Origin of the sequence: Nostoc sp. PCC 7107 (assembly GCF_000316625.1) — a bacterium.
GTDB lineage: Bacteria > Cyanobacteriota > Cyanobacteriia > Cyanobacteriales > Nostocaceae > Nostoc_B.
Window position 1 is genome coordinate 2,645,439 of record NC_019676.1, and the last position, 18,952, is coordinate 2,664,390.

19 protein-coding genes are annotated in these 18,952 nt (G+C 41.6%); 11 read left to right on the top strand and 8 right to left on the bottom strand.

Annotated elements, in window-relative coordinates; genetic code table 11:
* The first annotated feature begins 10 nt into the window (after positions 1–10).
* Genes NOS7107_RS11200 through NOS7107_RS11210 form a run of 3 tightly spaced genes read left to right on the top strand, consistent with a single transcriptional unit; the run spans position 11 to position 2,561 of the window.
* Complete coding sequence (locus NOS7107_RS11200; protein ID WP_015113081.1) at positions 11–1,201, top strand: HEAT repeat domain-containing protein; 1,191 nt, start codon at positions 11–13, stop codon at positions 1,199–1,201.
* A 56-nt stretch (positions 1,202–1,257) separates the two neighbouring features.
* The gene (locus NOS7107_RS11205) at positions 1,258–1,836 is read left to right on the top strand and encodes a Uma2 family endonuclease (RefSeq protein ID WP_015113082.1); all 579 of its coding nucleotides are present in this window, start codon (positions 1,258–1,260) and stop codon (positions 1,834–1,836) included.
* A 23-nt stretch (positions 1,837–1,859) separates the two neighbouring features.
* On the top strand, positions 1,860–2,561 hold the full coding sequence (locus NOS7107_RS11210; RefSeq protein ID WP_015113083.1) for a hypothetical protein: 702 nt from the start codon (positions 1,860–1,862) through the stop codon (positions 2,559–2,561).
* An 80-nt stretch (positions 2,562–2,641) separates the two neighbouring features.
* On the opposite strand, the gene NOS7107_RS11215 is transcribed toward NOS7107_RS11210, so the two are convergent.
* Entirely contained in the window at positions 2,642–4,033 is a 1,392-nt protein-coding gene (locus NOS7107_RS11215; RefSeq protein WP_015113084.1) for a phospholipid/glycerol acyltransferase, read from the bottom strand.
* 155 nt (positions 4,034–4,188) lie between these two features.
* Here NOS7107_RS11215 and NOS7107_RS11220 point away from each other — a divergent pair, with 155 nt between their 5' ends.
* Together NOS7107_RS11220 and NOS7107_RS11225 are read left to right on the top strand one after the other, a co-directional pair.
* A complete protein-coding gene (locus tag NOS7107_RS11220) occupies positions 4,189–6,003 on the top strand; it encodes a proline--tRNA ligase (protein WP_015113085.1) in 1,815 nt (604 codons plus the stop codon).
* A 460-nt stretch (positions 6,004–6,463) separates the two neighbouring features.
* On the top strand, positions 6,464–7,084 hold the full coding sequence (locus NOS7107_RS11225) for a GerMN domain-containing protein (RefSeq protein WP_015113086.1): 621 nt from the start codon (positions 6,464–6,466) through the stop codon (positions 7,082–7,084).
* Positions 7,085–7,149: 65 nt separating this feature from the next.
* Here NOS7107_RS11225 and NOS7107_RS11230 read toward each other — a convergent pair whose 3' ends face one another.
* The 3 genes from NOS7107_RS11230 to efp form a co-directional block, all read right to left on the bottom strand.
* Positions 7,150–7,497, bottom strand: a complete 348-nt coding sequence (locus NOS7107_RS11230) for a helix-turn-helix transcriptional regulator (RefSeq protein ID WP_015113087.1) — start codon at positions 7,495–7,497, stop codon at positions 7,150–7,152.
* A 62-nt stretch (positions 7,498–7,559) separates the two neighbouring features.
* Positions 7,560–8,084, bottom strand: a complete 525-nt coding sequence (accB, locus tag NOS7107_RS11235; protein WP_015113088.1) for an acetyl-CoA carboxylase biotin carboxyl carrier protein — start codon at positions 8,082–8,084, stop codon at positions 7,560–7,562.
* Positions 8,085–8,438: 354 nt separating this feature from the next.
* Positions 8,439–8,996 (bottom strand): elongation factor P, encoded by a 558-nt coding sequence (efp, locus tag NOS7107_RS11240; RefSeq protein WP_015113089.1) that lies wholly within the window; start codon positions 8,994–8,996, stop codon positions 8,439–8,441.
* A gap of 319 nt (positions 8,997–9,315) precedes the next feature.
* Between efp and NOS7107_RS11245 the strand changes: the two genes are divergently transcribed.
* A complete protein-coding gene (locus tag NOS7107_RS11245) occupies positions 9,316–10,419 on the top strand; it encodes a peptidylprolyl isomerase (protein WP_015113090.1) in 1,104 nt (367 codons plus the stop codon).
* A gap of 43 nt (positions 10,420–10,462) precedes the next feature.
* On the opposite strand, the gene NOS7107_RS11250 is transcribed toward NOS7107_RS11245, so the two are convergent.
* The gene (locus NOS7107_RS11250; RefSeq protein WP_015113091.1) at positions 10,463–11,032 is read right to left on the bottom strand and encodes a Uma2 family endonuclease; all 570 of its coding nucleotides are present in this window, start codon (positions 11,030–11,032) and stop codon (positions 10,463–10,465) included.
* A gap of 86 nt (positions 11,033–11,118) precedes the next feature.
* On the opposite strand from NOS7107_RS11250, the gene thiL reads away from it, so the two are divergent.
* A complete protein-coding gene (gene thiL, locus NOS7107_RS11255; RefSeq protein ID WP_015113092.1) occupies positions 11,119–12,120 on the top strand; it encodes a thiamine-phosphate kinase in 1,002 nt (333 codons plus the stop codon).
* A 38-nt stretch (positions 12,121–12,158) separates the two neighbouring features.
* Here thiL and NOS7107_RS11260 read toward each other — a convergent pair whose 3' ends face one another.
* Entirely contained in the window at positions 12,159–13,172 is a 1,014-nt protein-coding gene (locus NOS7107_RS11260) for a type I glyceraldehyde-3-phosphate dehydrogenase (protein ID WP_015113093.1), read from the bottom strand.
* A 116-nt stretch (positions 13,173–13,288) separates the two neighbouring features.
* On the bottom strand, positions 13,289–13,912 hold the full coding sequence (nadD, locus tag NOS7107_RS11265; protein ID WP_015113094.1) for a nicotinate (nicotinamide) nucleotide adenylyltransferase: 624 nt from the start codon (positions 13,910–13,912) through the stop codon (positions 13,289–13,291).
* Between the two features lie 395 nt (positions 13,913–14,307).
* On the opposite strand from nadD, the gene murC reads away from it, so the two are divergent.
* The 4 genes from murC to NOS7107_RS11285 all read left to right on the top strand — a co-directional run bounded on the left by murC (position 14,308) and on the right by NOS7107_RS11285 (position 17,956).
* Positions 14,308–15,768, top strand: coding sequence for a UDP-N-acetylmuramate--L-alanine ligase (gene murC / locus NOS7107_RS11270; protein ID WP_015113096.1), 1,461 nt, complete (start codon positions 14,308–14,310; stop codon positions 15,766–15,768).
* A gap of 88 nt (positions 15,769–15,856) precedes the next feature.
* The gene (gene murB / locus NOS7107_RS11275; RefSeq protein WP_015113097.1) at positions 15,857–16,858 is read left to right on the top strand and encodes a UDP-N-acetylmuramate dehydrogenase; all 1,002 of its coding nucleotides are present in this window, start codon (positions 15,857–15,859) and stop codon (positions 16,856–16,858) included.
* Positions 16,859–17,034: 176 nt separating this feature from the next.
* The gene (locus NOS7107_RS11280; RefSeq protein WP_015113098.1) at positions 17,035–17,382 is read left to right on the top strand and encodes a YbaB/EbfC family nucleoid-associated protein; all 348 of its coding nucleotides are present in this window, start codon (positions 17,035–17,037) and stop codon (positions 17,380–17,382) included.
* 88 nt (positions 17,383–17,470) lie between these two features.
* Positions 17,471–17,956 carry a low molecular weight protein-tyrosine-phosphatase gene (locus NOS7107_RS11285; RefSeq protein ID WP_083889785.1) on the top strand — a complete coding sequence of 162 codons (486 nt, stop codon included), beginning with the start codon at positions 17,471–17,473 and terminating at the stop codon, positions 17,954–17,956.
* 18 nt (positions 17,957–17,974) lie between these two features.
* Here the strand turns inward: NOS7107_RS11285 and NOS7107_RS11290 are convergent, their stop codons facing one another.
* A complete protein-coding gene (locus NOS7107_RS11290) occupies positions 17,975–18,658 on the bottom strand; it encodes a response regulator transcription factor (RefSeq protein ID WP_015113100.1) in 684 nt (227 codons plus the stop codon).
* Positions 18,659–18,952: the final 294 nt, after the last annotated feature.

Genomic DNA, 18,952 nt, shown 5'->3' on the forward strand with positions numbered 1-18,952 from the left:
CATACTTTTTATGGAAAGTAATATCAACCAGCTTTTGATGCAGGCGCAGACAGCGTATGATGGCGCTAACTGGTCATTGCTGATTCAATATCTGCAACAGTTGATTTTGGTCAAGGATGATCAACATTCAGAATATTTGCTGAAATTAGCACTTCCTATTTTAGAAATGGGAGATTTTCAGGAACGCTGGGAGATTACCAAGGTGTTGCTTCGCTTGGGAAATATTGCCATTCCCCCACTGATTGAGATTTTAGAAGATACAGAAGCCGAGGAAGAATTGCGCTGGTATGCGGCGCGGACTTTGGGGGAGTTTCAACATCCAGAGGCGATCGCACCTTTGGTAGAATTGCTCAGAACTAGCGATGATGAAGAATTAAAAGCGATCGCTGCTACAGCACTAGGACAAATGGGGAGTTTAGCAATTACTCAACTCTCTGAACTATTAAAACAAGATGATACCAGACTTTTGGCAGTGCGATCGCTGGCTTATATCCGCACTCCAGAGACCATTTCACCGCTGTTGACAGTGGTACAAGATACTGAAGTTGCAGTCCGCGCCACCGCCCTAGAAGCCCTCAGCAGTTTCCATGATCAACGTGTACCACCTGTACTAATCAAAGCTTTAGATGATGTGGTGGCGACAATTAGACGCATCGCCGTACTAGGTTTAAGTTTCCGTCCCGATTTAAATGTGGAATTAGATTTAGTCACCAAACTACGAACCAAGCTTTATGACTTCAATATAGATGTTTGTAGTGCTACAGCCGTCGCCCTTTCTCGCCTTGGTGGTGATGAGGCTACCCAACATTTATTTTCCGTACTGATGTCTCCCCAGACACCCATAACCTTACAACTAGAAGTTATTCGCGCTTTAGTTTGGGTAGGTACACCCTCTGGTTTGGAATATTTACAACAGGTGTTAACCCAAACTCAATCAGAAATTTTGTGTCAGGAAATTGTCACAGTTTTGGGAAGAGTAGAAAAACCAGAATTAGTTACAACCGCTACAGAAATTTTATTAGAATTGTTAAACTCACATCATCCAGCCAAAGAAATTGCCTATATCAAAAGTGCGATCGCCTTATCTTTAGGACAGTTAGGTAATCAACAAGCTATCCCATCACTAACTACTTTATTACAAGACCCAAACGAACAGGTAAGATTACACGCGATCGCTGCACTCAAAAAACTCGCACCATAATTTATCCCATCCAGTTTTGATTAAAATTAAATTAATCCTCGATTCTTATAGCTTTTATGAGTATCTCCACAGCTAAACGCTTCACCATATTTGAATATCACCGTTTAACTGAACTCGGCTTTTTTGCAGAAAATGACCGCGTTGAGTTAATCAAAGGACAAATCATTGAAATGGCTGCGAAAGGTACACCACATTCTGTTTGTGAAACTCTTTTATTTAGAGAAGTGATTAAGCTTTTAGATAATCGTGCTTTGGCGAGGAGTCAGCAGCCCATCATCATAAATGATTACAGTGAACCCGAACCAGATTTAGTAATTGTTCGTAATGTAGATGATGATTATCTTTCCGCACATCCTAGCCCATCTGATGTTTTACTGCTGATTGAGGTGTCTGATTCCTCTTTGAAATACGACCAAGAAACAAAATTATCTATCTATGCTGAACAGCTTATTCCCGATTATTGGATATTTAATTTAGTAGATAATTTCTTGGAGTGCTACAGTGAACCTTATCAAAGCTCACATGGCCAATTTGGTTATCGTCGCAAACTCATATTTCTACCAAATGAATCAGTCAATCTACCATGCTTCAATGATTTAGTTTTAGATTTATCTAAAGTATTCCCAGGTGTGTAATTTATTTAAAATCTACATAAATTATGAGTGCTGATCCAGTTTGGTGCTTGTTTAGAATAGAGCCTTCAGATGTACTCAAATTCTCTAAAGTTTTTAATCAAGCTGTAGAGCGATCGCAAATTGCACATCAGTTACAAAATTATCTTAAAATCAGAACTAAAATTATTAATCAGCTACCTTTCCAAACACTAGATGAATCGAATATTTATTTTCCTGATTGTCTGATTGAAAGACAGCAAAATCCTGATGTGTTCGACTGGGAAGATTTACATCAAACTTACCATCTTTTTTTTCCAAAAGAATTTGTAGAAATGTTTGATACTCTGTTTGTAGGCGATACTCCAATTATTACTCAAAGAATTAGTCAAGCCCAACTAGAATTAATCGTAACTAATCGTGTATGTGCAACAGAAATGTTATGGGGCGGTTTAGGTTGGAAACGTGCAAGTAAACTTCCTGGCTATTTAGGAAATATGTTTGTAACACCAGAAAATACAGCAAATATTTTAGCAATTATAGAAGAAGTTTTTGCAGAAATAAGTGCTGATGAATTTATTCAAGGAGCGAAGTCAATCGGATTCAGAGGAAACTGTAATGAAGATGATGCAGAAACACTTCAATTAATCATTCTGTCTTGTTTTCATACTGTTTTACAGGAAGGAAATGGGCTTCTATCTTTGAGCCATCCACATATAGGTATTATGCCATTTCCTGAAAATTATTAACCGACCTATTGCATAAATTAGACCATGTCCAATCAATAACTCTCCTCGCCTCCGCGCCTCTGCGTGAAAAAATCTTCTCCTCATAAAATCAAACTTTGCATCACTTGTTGTAAATCATTCGTAAAATCAGCAACCGCTTGCTTTGCACCTGCACGACTTTCTTTATATGCCGAATAATGCTCAGATATAGATAGCGGCTGACCGATAGTAATTTTAACTTTTTGCTTGCCTAATTGCGGACGCTGAAAGTATTTATCACCTTTAATTTTGGCAATCATTTGCGATAAAATTAAAGTTGTTTCGGCAAACCTTTCAACTGAGGGTTTCGCTTTAATATAATTACCAGAAACTGCCACAAAACTTTCTACTAATCTCATGTGCCACATTCTCGCAGTCGCTTCTTCCGCAACGCGATCGCCTAAAGCTATCTCCACAGATGACAATGCTTTGATATCCTTAAAATCTTCCCTAAATATATAATTCCAACCAGCTTGTTCTACCCGCCGACAACGGTCTGTTAAAGTACCTTTTGGTTGCAAGTTAAAATACTGTTCAGATATTTGTAATGCCGCATTTAATAAAGCTTGTAACCGCACTGCTAAGGCTTCATTTCTATCTTTAATTTCCGCGACAGTTTGAGCATCCGCCAACTTTTGATGATAAAACCGCGTGTAAAATTGCTCCATCAAAGTTAATAAATGCTCTGCTAAACCTAATAATCGCGGATAAAGTAACTCCATTGAAGCAATATTATCGATTTTTCCCGCATTCACAGGCAAACCACTAGCCGCTTCTAAATCACTTAATAATTGCGCGATCGCACTCCAAGGGGCAGCAGTATAACTATATTTCAGCCCAACTGGTACAATTAAAACCTGTTCCGAGCGTCCGGCTTTTTGTAAGTCTTCTGCACACCAAAAGCCTAACTGGGCAATACCAGGTTCTAATGGACTCATAATTTCAGATAATCCATTTGTCGCACCTTCTGGCGCAGCAGCCATTGGGAATTTACCATTAGCAAACAAATCACGCGCTGAACGCAACCCTGTCCAGTCAGCCTTACCGCGTTGGATAGGAGTTCCACCCAACCGCGAAGCTACCCAGCCTGCATATTCACCTGCCCAGAGAGGAATGCCGCGATCGTAGATAAAATGAGCATGAATGGTCGATTGTAATGTTATACCCTGTTCTCGCGCGACCTTCGGCACAAGTTGAGACAGTAAGTAGCCCAAACAAAAGGGATCATCTGTTTTAGGATGACGAAACGCCAACAAAAAGCGCACCTTTCCCCCTTGAAACTGACGATAAAGATCCGCCAAAATCTCAACATTGTCTGCTTCTATTTGGGAAATAGCAGTTCGCCATTGTATCCAACTAGGTAAAAACGTGTGAACAACTCGCAAAAACAAGGGATTAAACGCTGGCTGAATAAATTCTAGAGGTGGTTGCGCTTGATAAATTACGTCTGACAAGGTAAGTTTCTCCTGAAGTATAAGGAAGAGGAAACGGGGCAGGGGAGAGGGAGCAAGGGGGAAAATATAACAAATGACCAATGACAATTGACCATTGACTAACCACTTTATACTTCATACTTGAAAAGATTTGGAATTTGGAAAGGGATTAAACGATGCGACTGTCACAAATTTTATTCGTTACACTTCGGGATGATCCTGCTGATGCGGAAATTCCTAGCCATAAGTTATTACTGCGTGCAGGGTATATTCGTCGCATCGGTAGCGGTATTTATGCTTATCTCCCTTTTATGTGGCGGGTGTTGCAAAAGGTTTCTCAAATTGTGCGGGAAGAAATGAACACCACAGGCGCACAAGAATGTTTGTTACCCCAATTACAACCCGCTGATTTGTGGAAAGAATCAGGACGTTGGGATACTTACACCAAAGCTGAGGGAATTATGTTTTCCCTAATCGATCGCCGTGAGCAACAATTAGGGTTAGGGCCGACTCATGAAGAAGTGATCACAGCGATCGCTCGTGATATGATTCGCTCTTATCGTCAGTTACCGCTACATCTCTACCAACTGCAAACCAAATTCCGTGACGAAATTCGCCCCCGCTTTGGTTTGATGCGCGGCCGAGAATTCATCATGAAAGACGGTTATTCTTTCCACGTCGATGAAGAAAGCCTGAAAAAAACCTACCAAGATATGTATCAAGCCTACAGCAATATGCTGCGGCGGGCTGGGTTGGCGTTTCGTCCAGTAGAGGCTGACTCTGGTGCAATTGGTGGTTCCGGTTCTACCGAATTTATGGTGTTGGCGGAAGCTGGCGAAGACGAGGTTCTTTATACCGAAGATGGTAAATACGCCGCTAACGTCGAAAAAGCCGTGTCTTTACCTGCGGATGCAGAAACTTCACCGTTTACCAGTTATGAAAAGCGGGAAACGCCAGGAACAGATACGATTGAAAAACTCTCTTCATTTTTGAAATGTTCTCCTACCCAAATAGTTAAAAGCGTTTTGTATCAAACAGTTTATGATAATGGGGTGACTGTATTGGTACTAGTAAGCATTCGCGGAGATCAGGAAGTCAACGAAGTTAAATTACAAAATGAATTGACGCGGTTAGCTGGTAATTACGACGCAAAAGCAATCATCGCCTTAACTGTACCCAACGCGGAAACACAACAAACCTGGGCGGTGAAATCGCTTCCTTTAGGTTACATCGCACCAGATATTAGCGATGAATATATTGCAGGTAGTAAACAAGTCCACGCTAAATTTGTGCGGTTAGTCGATAAAACAGCCGTTGATTTAAAAAACTTTGTGACTGGTGCGAATGAAACTGGTTATCACGTCGTTGGAGCAAATTGGAATGAGCAATTTAAGCTACCAGAAAGTATAGTAGATTTGCGGAAAGCCAGACCAGGCGATCGCGCCATTCACAACCCCGAACAAACTCTTTCTAGTGCTAGAGGTATCGAGGTTGGTCACATCTTCCAATTAGGCACAAAATATTCCCAGGCTTTGGGTGCAACTTATACCAACGAACAAGGGGAAGAAAAACCCTTGGTGATGGGTTGTTATGGTGTGGGTGTGTCGCGGTTGGCACAGTCAGCGGTTGAGCAATCTTACGATAAAGATGGGATTATTTGGCCTGTAGCGATCGCACCTTATCACGCGATCGTCACAATTCCTAACATTAATGATGCTCAACAAGTGCAAATTGCCGAAAAAATTTATACCGAACTTAATCAAGCTGGAATTGAAACATTATTAGATGACCGTGATGAACGTGCCGGAGTTAAATTTAAAGACGCTGATTTAATTGGTATACCTTATAGAATTGTTACCGGACGTGCAATTGCCAACGGCAAAGTTGAAGTAGTAGAAAGAGCCACTCGGCAATCTCAAGAAATTGCCATTGATGAAGTCATCACTACACTAAAACAATGGGTTACAGCAGCAATAGAAGTTAAAAATTAACATAAGAATTTAGCGGTAAGTTCCTGCGAGTTATTTGTAGTTAAAGGCAAGATAACTTTTCAAAACACCAAACACGGCTACACAGGCAAAACCTTAATTTTCTGTTAGTCCGAGCAGGCGGACTTTGTTTGTATAGCCGCGATTTCTAATCGCTAGTCCTAGGTGGAAAATATTTGTAAACAGGTAATAGATAAAAATTCTGTTCCCTGTTCCCTAATTCTTAATAATTTCCTAAATCTTACGAAACAATGAGATTTATAGAATTTGGTAGATGACGGATTTCAATCACAAATTCTAGAATTAGATCAGGACTATTTAGATTTAGCGATCGCAGCGTTTAAGCGTATCGAGCTATTCAGGAAATCTCTGGAAACTCTCAACTTATAAGTATCGTCCATAACCAGGCTGCTCTTCACATAAAAATTATTTCAGCCCTCAGTCAATCAGGAAGGTTTTTAATATGAATAATGAACCAAGATCTAATCGCGTATCTTCAGGTGTCATTGCAGCCGTCTCAGCCGCTGTGATTGCAGTTAGTGGTGGGGTAGCTTGGTTGACAACTACCCCGTCAAATAAAGCCCCTGTAACAACCAATCCCGCCAACCCTAATCAAAGCATTCAACAGCCAACACAGCCAACAACTACCCAACCAAATGAAAAAACTGCTCAAGTTTACTGGCTAAAACCTAAAGAAACAAATGTAGCTTTAGTTCCTCAACCCATTCAAGTAGCAGCTAACCAGCCTAACCAAGCTTTAGAAAGAGCTTTTCAGGCTTTATTAGAAGGGCCAAGCGACAGTACAGATTCCACAACTATTCCCAAAGGTACTAAGCTACTGAGCTTAAATGTCAAAGGTGATGAAGTTCACGTCAATTTATCAGATAGCTTTACCAGTGGTGGTGGTAGTACCTCAATGGTGGGGCGTGTCGGACAAGTTGTATACACAGCCTCCAGCTTGAACCCTAAAGCTAAGATTTACATTGACGTGAACGGCAAGCGTTTAGATGTATTAGGTGGCGAAGGCGTAGAGTTGCAACAACCCCTAACGCGTGAAAGCTTTGATAAAAATTATCCGCTTTAGTCAACTTTAAGCAATGGTCAAGAGTCAATGGTCAAAAGTAATTATTAAGACCAATGACACCTGACCTAAATTTTTGTGTTGAGAACGCGAAAGTTACGAGCTTGCTGTTCTAACCTTGTAGCGATGCGATCGCACACCTGATTGCACAATTCAAAAATCATTTTGTCTTCCACCCGATAGTAAGCGCAAGTGCCTTCACTGCGACGGCTGAGGATTCCGGCTTGCCACATTACTTTCAGGTGTTTGGAGACATTAGCCTGTGAAGTTTGTGTTGCCTCTACCAATTCTTGTACACATTTTTCTTCATCCCGTAATAAGTGTAGTAGCCGCAGACGCATCGGCTCACTTAATAGGCTGAAATATTCGGCTACTTGTTGCACCACTTCCGGCGGTACAGGCAACGCTTGTTTCATCAGGAATGATCCGTAAAAACAGACAAGGTTAACAATCACTCATTTCATATATAGATTAATACTTAATCAGGGTTAATTCGCATCAAAGGTTGACCATATTCTACAGGTTCGCCATTTTGAAGAAGAATTTCCATAACTTGCCCGGAAATTTCGGCTTCAATTTCGTTCATTAACTTCATCGCTTCAATGATACACACCGTTTGTCCTTTACGGACGCGATCGCCTACTTCCACAAAAGGCGCTTCGCCTGGTGCGGGTGCGCGATAAAAAGTCCCAACCATTGGTGAAGCAACTTCTACTAATCTTTGATCTATCGCTGAAGGCGCATTCGCTGACGTTTGTACACCAGCACCAGCCGCATTATCTAAAATACGCTCTGTGGAGAGCGTTGGTGCTACACCCGTTGCTGCAACTGTCGTTACTGCCGCCATACTACCAATAGTAGCTGGTGGTACAGCGTGATTGTTAAAGCTCACAGCTTTACGTACTGTTAACTCAAAGTCATCACTTTTAAGAGTTACTTCTGCAATATCTGTTTGTGCAATAGTCACCAATAGTTGGCGGATTTCATTAAAGTCCAAAGGCACAGCTTTTATTACCTCAACCTGTCCGTAAATTAAGAATTTTTCAGTAATACCAATTTAAAAATGATTGAGACTGATGGATTGATAGAATTCAGACACAGATAGTCATTCCCAATCCAAAATCCGTCTTGAAAAGTCTGCTCAAGTCGGGAAACCCGCCCACGCAATGCCAGTTGCTTCTCCTAATTGGAGAGGCAACGCGTAGCTTGCTTTCCCGTAGGGATACAAGCCGGGGAACTCGTCCAACGCACTGGCTCAACTTTTCGCAAAATCTAAAATCCAAAATGGTATAAAGGCAGGGATTTAAACCCTGTACAGGAATTTAAATCACAATTAGCTCTAAATTTAAGAGAAAATTTATTCCCTGCCTAAATATTTATCTTCACGAGTATCAATCCGAATCCGTTCTCCTTGAGAAATAAACAAGGGAACCATAATCGTGGCACCAGTTTCTACTATGGCTGGTTTAGTGCCACCTGTAGCTGTATCGCCCTTGACCCCAGGATCGGTCTGAGTGATTTCTAATACTACAGAATTAGGTAATTCTACTTCTAAAACCTGCTCACCCCAACGAATCACATTGACTTCCATACCTTCTTTGAGGTATTTAACGCGATCGCCGATTTGCGTTGCGCTGAGTCGTCCTTCTTCATAGGTTTCCATATCCATAAAGACAAACTCATCGCCCTCTTTATAGGTATGCTGCATCGTGCTTTTTTCCAGAGTCGCTTGCGGCACAGTTTCCCCAGCCCGGAAAGTCCTATCCAGAACCTTCCCGGTTTGAACGTTTTTTAGAGTTGTTCTGACAAACGCCGAACCTTTACCGGGTTTAACGTGGAGAAAATCTACCACCCGCCATACAGACCCGTCTAATACAATTGATACACCGGGTCGAAAGTCGTTACTAGAAATCATGAAGCTTTCAAATTTTGGAAGACAATCGGCATTTATTGTACCCTTCCAGCGGAGTAATTGGTTAATTAAGTAGAAGGCAGGAGGCAGGAGGCAGGAGGCAGAAGGGAAAAAACAGCTTGTAGCAAGGCTTAACAGGTTAACACTCTACTTAGTTAATGGTCATTTGTAAGAATTAAGCAGGCAAAACGGCTCAATTTCATACTTCACACTTCACACTTCACACTTCACACTTCACACTTTCTCCGCACTCCTACTATGGGAAGATTATTGATGGGTTCTGCCCAGTGAACAATATTCATGCTGCATTTGAGCCATACTCATGTTTAAGTTAATAAAATCCTGGCTAAAGTCCAGCCTAGTAACACTACTGTTGGTAACTATATTTTTAGGCATCAATACAGCTGGCTGGACTCCCTCCAGTAATGCCGCCTTGCCCTCTGGCAATGCAATTACTGACGGCAAAGCTTTGTTGCGTTATGCACTCCCAATTAAAAATGAACCAATACGGCAACTACAAGCCAGTCTAGAAGACATATCAACCCAGTTGCGGGCTAATCGACGCTGGGGCGCTATTTCCAAAGACCTCAGCAAAGCCTCTCGTGTTCTCGATAAACCTTCACAAATCTTAGCAAGCGTCCCCGAAGAACGCCAACCCAAAGCCCAAGAATGGGTTGATGAGATCAAATCTGGTGTAGCCAAACTGCAAGAATTGACACAATCCAAAGATAAAGAACAAATTCTGCAAGGGAGAAACAAACTACTGAATTTAGTTTCATTACTAGAAGAGTCGATGGTCAAAGAATTTCCCTTTGAAGTGCCAGAGGAGTATAGTAATTTACCCCAACTCAAAGGTCGTGCCACCTTAGAATTTAAAACCAATAAAGGCAACTTAATAGTTGTTGTTGATGGTTATAGCGCACCAGTAACCGCTGGTAACTTTGTGGATTTAGTACAAAGAGGATTTTATAACGGGTTAGAATTTACCCGTTCTGAAGAATCTTACGTCTTGCAAACTGGCGACCCACCAGGCAAAGAACAAGGGTTTATTGATCCAAAAACAGGCGAATATCGGGCTGTTCCTTTAGAAATTTTAGTAGAAGGTGATAAAGCCCCAACCTACGGCATTACCTTAGAAGATGCTGGTCGTTATCTAGATATGCCAGTTTTACCTTTCTCATCCTTTGGTGCATTAGCAATGGCGCGTCCTGAAAGCGAAGTCAATGGTGGTTCTTCGCAAGTGTTCTTCTTCTTGTTTGAACCAGAACTCACCCCCGCCGGACGTAACTTGCTGGATGGACGTTACTCTGTTTTTGGTTATGTCACAGAAGGCAAAGATGTTTTAGATACACTTAAAGCTGGTGACAAAATTGAATCAGCCACCGTAGTTCAAGGAATAGAAAATTTAGTTGAGCCACAGGCTTAGATTAAGTATGAAGTGTGAAGTATGAAATTTCACACTTCATACTTTACAGATTTCCGGCTGTAAATACTTGATCAGGAGCGATCGCCACTTCTGGAAAAGTCTGCGATACAATCTTTTGGTCAGCCGTAAACACCGTTTCTTCGTAAAATCCTTCTTCCAGCAACAACACAGTAATTTTTAACTCCAACGGGTCGACAATCCAATATTCTGCCACTCCAACCGCCGCATATTCAGACCGCTTGTGGCGATAGTCTCGCTTGATCGAATCAGGACTAACTACCTCTATAATCAATAATGGTGCTGACTCAAACACAGCGGAAGCCTTCAGTAAGTCTCTTGCTTGCTCCTGTGTTACTACACATAAATCAGTTAACCTAGACTTATTTCTTCCTGTTCTCGTCCCAGTTTCCCGAAAAGTTAACCAAGGTAAACTTAAACGCAAGATTTCCTCATCTAGCGTTTGCTCCAGAAATTTAGAAATTAGAAAATGTTCAATCGTTGGGGGATTCATTAATTCCAGTCTGCCATCCACTAACTCGTAGTGAAAACCACTGCCATCATCATAAGTTAAATACTCTGCAAATGTGAGTTTTGTTACTGGTGTAGTGACCATCCCAACATCCCCCTAGACGATACCATTATCGTAACTGAAGTGTGAAGTCTGAAGTGTCATCTTACCTTTCTCCTGACTATTGACTAATGACAACAATTAAAGATATTGGCGAACAAGGCCTGTTAGCAAAATTACAAAGCTTCTGTCCCACAGAGATGATTGGGGATGATGCAGCAGTTCTGGTAACTGTGCCAGAAAAATCTTTAGTAGTAACAACAGATGTCTTAGTTGATGGCGTACACTTCAGTGATGCTACCACTTCCCCAGAGGATGCAGGTTGGCGAGCCGCAGCAGCTAATTTATCAGATTTAGCCGCGATGGGGGCTGATCCTTTGGGTATTACCGTTGGGTTAGGGCTTCCTGGTGATTTACAAGTCAGTTGGGTTGAACGACTTTACCAAGGAATGACAGAATGCCTACAACAATACAATACTCCAATTGTCGGCGGTGATGTGGTGCGATCGCCTGTGACAACTATTTCAATTACCGCCTTTGGTCAAGTCGACCCCCAAAGAATTATCCGCCGTTCTGCGGCTAAAGTAGGAGATGCGATCGTGGTAACAGGTGTTCATGGAGCCTCCTATGCTGGCTTACAGTTGCGTTTGCATCCTCAATTAGGGCATAACCTCACTCCCGCAGAAAAGATGACTCTCATCAAAGCCCACCAACGCCCTCAACCACGATTAGATGTCTTACCAATTCTTTGGGATATTTTCAGCCCCTCCCCACTCCCTATCGCAGGGATGGATAGTAGCGATGGTTTAGCAGATGCTGTTTTACAAATTTGCCGCGTCAGTGGTGTTGGTGCTGTCTTAGAACGCCATCAAATTCCCTTACATCCATCTTTTGAGTGTTGGCTAAAACCAGAGCAAGCAATGGAATATGCTCTTTACGGTGGCGAAGATTTTGAATTAGTGCTGTGTTTACCACAGGAACAAGCCAATGCTTTAGTCAACAAACTAAATCAAAGTGCAGCAATAATCGGAAGCATTACATCTGGTTCACAAGCACTATTGCATGACAAGCATGAAAAAATCCCTGACCAAGTTCTCAGCCTTGGTCAGGGATTTCAACATTTTGATCAATAGTCCAGAGTCAATAGTAATTACTGTGAACTACTGACAAATTATTGCCACTTCACGGCTACTAATTCTGCTAAATCGAGAACGCGTTGGCTGTAACCCCACTCGTTGTCATACCATGCCATAACTTTTACCAAGTCATTGCCCATTACCAAAGTCAAACTGGCATCAACAATTGAAGAAGCATCAGTACCTTGGTAATCTGAGGAAACCAATTCGAGTTCACTGTAGTCTAAGATACCTTTGAGTGAACCTTCTGAGGCATCTTTGAGAGCTTGATTTACTTCTTCCGTAATAGTACGCTTCTCAACCTGAACAACGAAATCTACCATTGAGACGTTCGGGGTTGGTACACGCAAGGCAACTCCATTCAGCTTACCTTTGAGTTCTGGAATTACTAGCGCCACTGCTTTTGCTGCACCTGTTGAGGTGGGGACAATATTGATGGCTGCTGCTCTTGCCCGGCGCACATCACGGTGAGAAGCGTCTAGCAAACGCTGGTCTCCGGTGTAACTATGGGTTGTGGTCATTGTGCCTTTGATGATGCCGAATTTATCATTTAGCACCTTGGCAATAGGAGCCAAACAGTTGGTAGTACAGCTGGCATTACTAATAATGTGGTGTACATTGTGATCGTAATCGTGATGATTCACGCCGATAACGAAAGTACCATCTTCATTTTTTCCAGGAGCAGTAATCAGAACCTTCTTGGCTCCAGCATTTACGTGCTTTAATGCTCCCTCTTTGCTAGTAAATACCCCAGTTGCTTCAATAATCAGGTCAATTCCCCATTCTCTCCAGGGCAAGTTTTCTGGATTGCGATCAGATACGCATTTAATGGTTTTACCGTTAACGATGATAGAGTTATCATCGGCAGTAATGTCAACATCCTTTAACTTCCCAAGCATGGAATCATACTTTAGGAGGTGAGCATTTGTTTTAGGATCTGATGTGTCATTGACAGCTATAAGGTCGATATTACTATTTTGACGACCTAGCCAACAACGTGCAAAGTTACGCCCGATGCGCCCGAAACCGTTGATTGCGACTCTAATCACAGTGTCTTGCCCTCTGTATTTATGCCTATAAGTTGATATCTTTGACCCCAATCATATCGCAAAGGAGGGGAGTATTAATAACTATAAAGTGTTAGATCCAGAAAAAAATATATATTTTATTCAGATTTTTCTGAATAGAGGTTGTGAGTCGTGATGTAGAATCTGACCGGCTCAGGAACTAAAGACTTAATAGATTTACTTTCGCAACAAAGTTTGCGAATATGACTTGACGAAACGCCTACTAAGGGTATATCCAAGAATTGCCAGCGAATCGTAGATGACATCTGTCTTAGTTGTTGCTCTACTTGTTGGCAAACTATATCGCTTTGAACTATATCAATATCTAATTGTCGGGGCGCAATCAACCAATCACACATTTGTGCTAGTTCGTGTCCACGGTACCAACGAGGTAAAGTTTGGAAAGTATCCAAACCCACAATCCAGTACCAGAGAGCATTTGAATAAATAGCAGATAAGTCAATGAAAGTGTTGATGGCATAAGAAGTTCCAGTGCGACTGGTCTCAACTAACGAGACAGTAAAAGCTGGGTTTTCTTGTGTTACTAGTTGCAGCATCTTTACCCGATGCTCAAATGGTGCTGCTTGTTTATGTGGAGGATTGAGCGATGGTACCCAAATTATTTGATCTAGGGGTAGTTGATGCAAAGCCGTTTCGGCTATAAGCAAGTGTCCCCAATGAATCGGATCAAATGTGCCACCAAAAATTGCCAGTTGCTGCATTCAATCATGCCTAGGCTTATACATTTGAAACACAATTTCATTATCAATGTATTATTGTACTCAATTCATGCCTTAGCTTGATGAAATTTAAAAGTGATTTGCTTACGAATGTATTATCGTAACTCTTACCAGTCAGGAATCTAAAAATATGTATTTGTCATTACATGAATTTCTTTCCCGATGCAGTGGAAATTTTCAGAATAATCTTAAAAACAGTTCAGAAATAGCAAAAACCTCCTACAAAGGTAAAATCATTCTCAATCCGCATAACGAAAGCGGAAAAGCTCTAAGACAACAAGCCTAAAAAAGCTGTAGAAAAATTTACGGTAAAAAACAAATTCCTGTTATGATACGCGTGTCATTTGTGAATATGGTGTGGTGTAGAGGAGTAATCAATGAGTAATGCTGTGGATTTTGGCGGTAGACCATTCCATTTCATTGGAATTGGTGGCATAGGTATGTCTGCTCTGGCTTATGTATTGGCAAAGCGTAAATTGCCAGTATCAGGTTCAGATGTTCGGCCGAATCATATTACGCGCAAGTTGGAATCTATCGGTACACATATTTTTGGTAAGCAAGAAGCAAGTAATCTTGAATTCTTTCATCCCAAGGTAATGACGAATGAAGCAGCATTAAGTTCACAAGAATTATTAGCTGTTCCTGTGTCCTTACTACCTCAAGTAATTTGTTCAACTGCAATTAACACTAACAATTTAGAATATAAAGCTGCTTTAGAATTAGGTTGTCCGATATTGCATCGCTCAGATGTACTAGCTGCTTTGATTGCTGATTATAAAAGCGTCGCTGTAGCAGGTACTCATGGCAAAACTACAACAAGTAGTATGATTGGTTATATGCTTCTGCAAGCTGGTTTAGACCCCACAATTTTGGTAGGTGGTGAAGTCAATGCTTGGGAAGGTAATGCTCGCTTGGGAGAAAGCCAATATCTAGTAGCAGAAGCAGATGAATCTGATGGTTCTTTAGTGAAACATGCGCCGGAAATTGGCATCATAACTAACATTGAACTAGATCACCCTGACCACTACGACACATTAGAAGAAGTAATTGATACCTTCCAAACATTTGCGCGGGGTTGTAAGACCTTAATCGGCAGTATTGATTGTGAGACAGTACGCGATCGCCTGCAACCTACAATCAGCTACAGTCTACATCAAGATACTAATGCTGACTATAGCGTTACTAATATTGACTATCGTCATGATGGCACCACAGCGCTGCTTTGGGAACGAGGTAAAGCTTTAGGTGTGTTAAAGTTGCGCTTACTGGGTCGTCATAACCTTAGCAATGCTCTTGCCGCAGTTGCTGTCGGTCGAGTTTTAAATTTAGAATTTGGTGAAATCGCCAAAGCTATTGCCACTTTTGAAGGTGCAAGACGACGCTTTGAATTTCGCGGAGAAGTTGATGGCATTACATTTATTGATGACTATGCCCATCATCCTAGTGAGTTGCGTGCTACTCTGGCGGCTGCACGTCTTCAGGCTAGACCAGGGCAAAGAGTGGTGGCTATCTTCCAACCCCATCGCTATAGTCGCACACTGACGTTTTTAGAAGAATTTTCTGAGTCGTTTGCCCACGCTGATTTAGTTGTACTAACTGATATTTACAGTGCAGGCGAACCTAACTTAGGGCAAATTAGTGGTGAGCAGTTAGCAGCAGAAGTGGGCAAATTCCATCCACAAGTGGTATACCAATCAACTTTGCCTCAAGTGCGCGAGTTCTTGCTGAAAACTCTCCGCCCTGGAGACTTAGCACTATTCCTTGGTGCAGGAAATCTCAATCAAGTAATTCCAGAATTAATTGCTACTCTTTGCGAAGCTGCTACAGCCACATCCTAAGACCGTTAAGTAACTGCGCTATCAATCCATAATTATTGCTGTATTTTTGCGGCAGAAAAATGTAAAAAGTTCACAAATTGATCTCAAAATGAAAATCTCCCAGGCAGCTGGAAACATCTGCACAGTTTCTGCTACACCTACACAGAAACCAGAAACAGATAAATCATCAGATAGCAAAATAATTTATTTACCAGGCACAGATTGTATTATTAAGCCACAAGCTTCGTTGTCGGCATTCACATCTTATAGAGTCGGCGGAGCAGCAGAATGGTATGTTGCTCCCCGCAACTTAGAAGCATTGCAAGCCAGCTTGAATTACGCAAAAGAACATAATTTAAGAGTAACAACTTTAGGTGCAGGTTCTAACCTGCTAGTAAGCGATCGCGGTTTACCTGGTTTAGTGATTGCCACACGCCATCTTCGTCACAGCAATTTTGACCCAGAAACAGGTTTAGTAACACTAGCTGCGGGAGAATCAATTCCTAGCCTAGCATGGGAAGCAGCACAACTGGGCTGGCAAGGTTTAGAGTGGGCTGTTGGTATTCCCGGAACCGTGGGTGGTGCCGTAGTTATGAATGCTGGCGCACATCATAGCTGCATCGCAGATATTTTGGTGAGTGCTGAAGTCTTTTCACCTGATGGTAAACTAGAAACTCTTACACCAGAGCAATTAGGTTATACCTACAGAACTTCATTACTCCAGGGAAGCGATCGCATTGTTACACAAGCAACTTTCCAATTGCAACCAGGTGCTGATCCAGCCAAAATTTTAGCATTAACTAAACAACACAAACAGCATCGGCTTTCTACTCAACCTTATAATTTTCCCAGTTGTGGTAGCGTATTCCGCAATCCCAAACCTTACACTGCTGGCTGGTTAATTGAACAAACAGGTCTCAAAGGCTATCAAATAGGCGGCGCACAAGTGGCACAACTCCACGCCAATTTCATTGTGAATCGAGGTGGAGCGAAAGCTAGTGATATTTTCTGCTTAATTCGTCACATTCAAGAACAAGTGCAAGAACGCTGGTCAATTTTGTTAGAGCCAGAAGTCAAAATGATGGGTGAGTTTCAGGCAGCTTGTGGATAGTACACAAAAGTATGAAGTCTGAAGGTTAAAATATGGAGTTTTATCCTTTAGTCTTCTTACTTTATTCTTAAGTCGCTTCACGACCTATTAATTATTAGTAACAAAAGTGGCAAATTGCCACCCGCATCTATAATTGAATTTGATTTGTTATTGAAAGCACACGCGGACAATCAATTATGACAGGTAAAGGACAAGGATTCGGCTTTGGCTTAGGAAAAATGAAAGAACTAGCCGAAGCCTTTAAAAAAGCGCAGCAAGTTCAAGAAGGCGCAAAGCGACTCCAAGAAGAATTGGAGCAAATGGAAATTCAAGGAGAAGCTGGCGGTGGTCTAGTCAAGGTGATTGTCAGCGGAAACCAAGAACCGAAACGGGTAGAAATTTCTCCCGATGCCTTAGCACAAGGATCAGAACTACTTTCTGATCTCATAACAGTGGCAATGAAAGATGCTTATAACAAGTCCACAGCAACAATGCGGGAACGCATGGAAGAATTAACCAGTGGACTCGAACTGCCTGGATTTTAATTAGTAGTCATTGGTCAATAGTCATTAGTCATTGGTTTGTACAAATGGCAAATGACTAATGACAAGTGACAAAGAACAAAAAATACCTATGTCCTACAAACTATTGTTTGTCTGTCTGGGGAACATTTGTCGTTCACCATCGGCGGAAAACATCATGAATCATCTGATTGATCAGGTTGGATTAAGTAGCAGCATCTTCTGTGATTCTGCTGGGACATCTAGCTATCACATTGGTAGTCAGCCTGACCGTCGGATGAGTGCGGCTGCGGCTGCTAAATTGGGAATTCAACTGCGTGGTCGAGCCAGACAGTTTGCCAAGTCTGATTTTCAAGAGTTTGATCTGATTTTGGCAATGGATCGAGATAATTATGAGGATATTCTCACCCTTGACCCAACTGGCAAATATCACGACAAAGTACGCTTAATGTGTGATTTTTGTACTCGACATAGCCTGAAGGAAGTTCCTGATCCCTACTACGGCGGCGTAGAGGGATTCAATCAAGTTATTGATTTACTAGTTGATGCTTGTGAAGGGCTACTTCAAGAGATTAATAATCAGCAATTAAAAGCTTAATTGAAATAGCGTCAGCAGCTATTCTACTAAACCATGTTTGATGGCAAACCGCACCAGTTCAGCCCGGTTACTGGTAGCGGTTTTTCTTAATAAACTACTAACATATTTTTCTACTGTTCTCGAACTCAGGTGTAATTGTTGACCCATTTCGACATTTGACAAGCCATGAGTCAGTAGTTCGAGAACTTCTTGTTCTCTAGAAGTCAGAGATGAGAAAAACTCAGGTTTTCCCAAATGGGTAAATACAGAGTTATGAGTTTCTAGTGTTGTTACTGGGGTTGAAGTAGTGACATTTTCTTTATGAGAAACCCGGTACTCTGATTGAATAATTTGCGATCGCTCCAACAAATTGCGAATCGCCGCTGCTAACTCCTCCAACTCAAACGGTTTTGGTAAATATAAATCACACCCCGACTGATAACCTAGAATTCTCTCTTGGGTTTTGATACGTGCCGTTAATAAAATTACAGGCAATAAGCGGAATCCTGCTTGTTGGCGCACCCGACGCACCAATTCATAGCCATTCATCCTTGGCATGACAATATCGGTCACAATTAAATCAGGACGGTATTCTTCTACCATTGCCAAAGCCTCTTGACCGTCATTAGCCGTGATCACCGAGTAGCCAGACAGTTCAAGATAATCACTAATAGACAGACGAGTGCCCAGGTCGTCATCCACCACAAGGATCGTCAAGGGCATGGACAGTACACCCCTAGCATTTTTGTTACTTAGAAATTTGCATCTACGAACTGTTTCTGTGAACACAGGCAATAATAGTGTTCTTATGTTTCATACTACGACAGGATTACTAGCTAATGACTGTCCGATAGGGAATTTCTAAAGAAAATCTTAAATCATTAGGAGTAGCTCAAGCAGTTTAACTTAGGTTTAATAGCTAGTGCTTGTCAGGCATAGAGACTTTTGTAATTCTTAACAACACGCAATTAATATAAAGTATTTACTCACCATAATGTAAATAATATTGCCTTTATC

Coding starts and splice junctions, on each gene's coding strand:
- NOS7107_RS11200 (WP_015113081.1), top strand. CDS start 11: ATGGAAAGTAATATCAACCAGCTTTTGATGCAGGCGCAGACAGCGTAT.
- NOS7107_RS11205 (WP_015113082.1), top strand. CDS start 1,258: ATGAGTATCTCCACAGCTAAACGCTTCACCATATTTGAATATCACCGT.
- NOS7107_RS11210 (WP_015113083.1), top strand. CDS start 1,860: ATGAGTGCTGATCCAGTTTGGTGCTTGTTTAGAATAGAGCCTTCAGAT.
- NOS7107_RS11220 (WP_015113085.1), top strand. CDS start 4,189: ATGCGACTGTCACAAATTTTATTCGTTACACTTCGGGATGATCCTGCT.
- NOS7107_RS11225 (WP_015113086.1), top strand. CDS start 6,464: ATGAATAATGAACCAAGATCTAATCGCGTATCTTCAGGTGTCATTGCA.
- NOS7107_RS11230 (WP_015113087.1), bottom strand. CDS start 7,497: ATGAAACAAGCGTTGCCTGTACCGCCGGAAGTGGTGCAACAAGTAGCC.
- efp (WP_015113089.1), bottom strand. CDS start 8,996: ATGATTTCTAGTAACGACTTTCGACCCGGTGTATCAATTGTATTAGAC.
- NOS7107_RS11245 (WP_015113090.1), top strand. CDS start 9,316: ATGTTTAAGTTAATAAAATCCTGGCTAAAGTCCAGCCTAGTAACACTA.
- NOS7107_RS11250 (WP_015113091.1), bottom strand. CDS start 11,032: ATGGTCACTACACCAGTAACAAAACTCACATTTGCAGAGTATTTAACT.
- thiL (WP_015113092.1), top strand. CDS start 11,119: ATGACAACAATTAAAGATATTGGCGAACAAGGCCTGTTAGCAAAATTA.
- nadD (WP_015113094.1), bottom strand. CDS start 13,912: ATGCAGCAACTGGCAATTTTTGGTGGCACATTTGATCCGATTCATTGG.
- murC (WP_015113096.1), top strand. CDS start 14,308: ATGAGTAATGCTGTGGATTTTGGCGGTAGACCATTCCATTTCATTGGA.
- murB (WP_015113097.1), top strand. CDS start 15,857: ATGAAAATCTCCCAGGCAGCTGGAAACATCTGCACAGTTTCTGCTACA.
- NOS7107_RS11280 (WP_015113098.1), top strand. CDS start 17,035: ATGACAGGTAAAGGACAAGGATTCGGCTTTGGCTTAGGAAAAATGAAA.
- NOS7107_RS11285 (WP_083889785.1), top strand. CDS start 17,471: ATGTCCTACAAACTATTGTTTGTCTGTCTGGGGAACATTTGTCGTTCA.
- NOS7107_RS11290 (WP_015113100.1), bottom strand. CDS start 18,658: ATGCCCTTGACGATCCTTGTGGTGGATGACGACCTGGGCACTCGTCTG.